The sequence below is a fragment of the Acidobacteriota bacterium genome (assembly GCA_028874215.1).
Lineage (GTDB): Bacteria > Acidobacteriota > UBA6911 > RPQK01 > JAJDTT01 > JAJDTT01.
Genome location: JAPPLF010000013.1, coordinates 1 through 3290, shown reverse-complemented (window position 1 = coordinate 3290; position 3290 = coordinate 1). Strand labels below are relative to the sequence as shown.

The 3290-nt window shown below is 57.1% G+C and carries 2 protein-coding genes; one reads left to right on the top strand and one right to left on the bottom strand.

Annotated elements, in window-relative coordinates; genetic code table 11:
- Positions 1–50: 50 nt before the first annotated feature.
- Positions 51–926, bottom strand: a complete 876-nt coding sequence (locus OXT71_02550) for a hypothetical protein (protein MDE2925262.1) — start codon at positions 924–926, stop codon at positions 51–53.
- A 1080-nt stretch (positions 927–2006) separates the two neighbouring features.
- On the opposite strand from OXT71_02550, the gene OXT71_02545 reads away from it, so the two are divergent.
- Entirely contained in the window at positions 2007–3122 is a 1116-nt protein-coding gene (locus tag OXT71_02545) for a tyrosine-type recombinase/integrase (GenBank protein MDE2925261.1), read from the top strand.
- Positions 3123–3290 lie beyond the last annotated feature (168 nt).

Below are 3290 nucleotides of genomic sequence, written 5' to 3'. Positions count from 1 at the left end.
GATGGAAGAATTATCGTGCAGAACGCTGACTCGACTTAATCAGACCTTCCCTAAGTCCCCTCATTGGAGTCGGCAGAGTTATTCTTTCTCCACAGGTAGCCTGAAATCGACGCACAGGCACCGAGCATGAATAAAGCCTCTTCCTGGCCGACATTCGTATCAGTTGGCTCTGGGGACCCGTGCCGAATGCCAGCATCTTTTTGGTTCGTATAGTTCCAGAAGTTCTGCATCGCTTGCACGAGCTGGGGAGGCCAGAATGGGCTTTCCCTCCTCAGCTTCTTTAACGCATCCCCGAACGTTTTGGTCTTGGGGTAGAGTTTTCGTGCGACCGACTCGGCGGCGCTGATGCTGCTGTCGATGCTGCCAGTCCAATCCCCCCGGTTGATAGCCGATGCCGCTTTGCGAAAGAGGTCCTCGGCAGCGCTGAGTCCTCCCTGCTGCAATGTGTGCAGCGACTCATTCAGGGACCGTCCTTCTTCTACCGTACTTGCGGGGAATATGGTGGGAGTCCCATTGTCATGGATGACGTATGCCACCATTCCCATTTCAAAGGCCCCTTTCATTTCTTTGACTAAGTCGGCCGGACACTGAGGGTGGCGCAAGATGAACTGCACAAGATCGAAGACCTTGTTGAAAGGCCACGTCATAATGGATTGGCGTAGGCGTTCCGCGCAGCGTTCATAGTCCCACTGGTCGAGCGGCAGGTTATCCAGGTCTAGGTGTACAGCGCGAAGAATATTTTCCCAGTGCCTATCTGTGAACCTCATACTCGTCCATTCACGCTTAATTCTGACAAAAAGAACGTCCCATATTTTTGTTCTGGCCACACCGGACAATTCTCCCAACTTCAGCCGTTGAGGCATCTCCTCGTAGCCGTACGTCTGGGAGAATGTCAGCGTTCTCGGGTCCCCGTATTTAGATTTCAAGACTCCTCCTTCTTGGCTCTCTAGTGAGCTCAAGTCAGTCTGAGCGACAGGAATCACCACAGCCTCTCCTGCATCTGGCACTTCCCGGTCGTTTCCAGCGCCGGGGGTTTGGACGGACGGAGGAATACAAAGTCGCGTTGCTTCCAGCGCTCCCCGCCTCACCGTGCCAGCGCCGGCTGATCTCCACCGGCGTCATAGGTGGCACTTTCCCCCTTCCCTTCCCACCTCTTCAACGAGGCTCTGGAGATGCTCTGGGACGGCCTCTTGGTGAAACTGTTACATGGTCCCTTGGAAAGAATCGCGGTCTTGGTCCCCAGCCAAGCCGGACTGGATCTCGGCTGCAACGGACAGGGCAATGAGTAACGCTGGCATGGATATTTCTCTATCTGCCTCGGCCTGCTTTCTACCGGCGGCGGTCTTCCTCCTGACCCGTGAACCGCGCGTGGAGGCGATCTGTCCCAACCGCGGCTTTGTCCCCTAGAGGCACTGCCGGTAGCAGTCCTCGACCGTCACTAGCTATGATTCTTCCCTCTTCGTGCTCACACTAGTCTATGGGGGCTCCCCACCGGCGTCCAGATCACTTTTGTGAGGTGAGTCGTTGCTGCTTTGCGGGGTCCGGTCCCGAATTCTCCCTCTGTCGGTTTCCACATCCGGCCCGGAACTACTACTAGTAACACCTGATCGCTGGTCGTTTCATAAAGAGAACTCTAGTGGCTTGTACGTGGAAAAGTCCCTGGGGGACTGTGGAAAGGAATGCGTCGCCTACTGGGTGAGTGAGGAATCCGACAGCGTCGATGGCTCGACAATGTGGACGCCCCGCGCCGGTCCGAAATTGAGCCCCGGCCCCGGCTCCTCATTCCTTCTTCAACTCGAATCCTTCTTCAACTCGCTTCGGGACCTCTTCCGAAAGTCTTGGACGACCGCTCCGTCACCGGTCTTGGCGGGGTTCACCCCAAACTGGCGGAAGAGCCTGCCGCCGGGTCTCCGCCCTGGTGGACTTGAACGCCTGCGTTGATTCTCTGGAGCCGTGGTACGATTCGTCCCACGGCGAAGAACCCGGATCCAGAAAGGAGGAGATGCATGGGCATCTATAAAGTGAAGGATCGCCGGGGGAGGAGACGATACGTCGTCAGCAAGTACTGGCCGAACGGATCCGGTCGGCTCCGAATGTACGCCCCCAACTACCGAAGCGCACAGGCGCTTCGAACACGAATCGAGTCCAGCATCCTGGACGGCACCTGGAAGCAGCTCAAGCAGGAACTCGCCGGCGGGAAGCGCACCATCTGGACGGTACACAGCTTCTACAAGCGTTTTCTTGAGGAGTACTGCAAACCTCGCATGCGCTCCTGGCGGAGCTATGAGGGTTCGTTCAAGAGCCTCAATGCCATGCTGGGGAACATTCCCCTGAAGGAGTTCCAACGCAAGGACCTGCACCGCTACGTCGCCCAGAGGAAGGAACAAGTCAAACCGGCCACGGTGAACCGCGCCATCGCCGCCATCAGCAAGCTATTTTCCTACGCGCTGGAGTGCGGGGAAGTGGACACGCACCCGCTGATTCGGTTCCCCAAACTCAAAGAACCCAAGAAGGTCTTCCGGCCCTTGACGGTTCAGCAGTTCCGCGACCTGGTCGAGGCGGTGAACAACCCCTACCTGCAAGCCATGATCGCGGTGATCGGCGAGACGGGGATTCGAAAGGGCGAAGCCTTGTCGCTCACCTGGAAACGGGTGGACCTATCCCGGAGGCTGTTATGGGTAGAATTCACCAAGAACGACGAGACGAGGGAGCTCCCGCTCTCGCAGTACGCCACCGGATATCTGGCAGGGCTCCCACGGTACCTGAACACCTCATACGTCTTTGTCAACAGCAGGACCGGGACGAGATGGGTGAATCCCGGCAAGTCTCTATGCCGTGCTGCCGAGAGGGTGGGGTTGAAGGTTGGGTTTCACGATCTGAGGCGATTCCGTTGCAGCCACTGGCTGATGCAGGGGGTGGACGTGAGGACTGTACAGAAGCTGATGGGGCACTCGGCGATCAGCACGACCATGCGCTACGCGGGTTACGTCAGTTCGCATGCGCTCCAGAGCATTCGAGAGGCACAGGCTAACGAAGACTCACAAACGCAACCGGCAACAAACAGGCAACGGGTAAGAACCAAGAGGGAGAATTTAGAGGGGAGAATTGTGATAAACTGTTGACAATACAGGACTAATCCCCTATCTCATCTGTACAGAGTGACGGATTTCCAATCGCACGGTCTTCGTCGCCAGGTTGTCACACCGGAGTTCGGCGGTTAGGAAACCGCCGCTCCAGGAGGGGCGATTTCCAATCGCCCGGTCTTCGTCGCCACTTTGCTACACCGGAGT

Excerpts from the sequence above, each read along its gene's own strand:
- OXT71_02545 (MDE2925261.1), top strand. The coding sequence starts at position 2,007 with ATGGGCATCTATAAAGTGAAGGATCGCCGGGGGAGGAGACGATACGTC.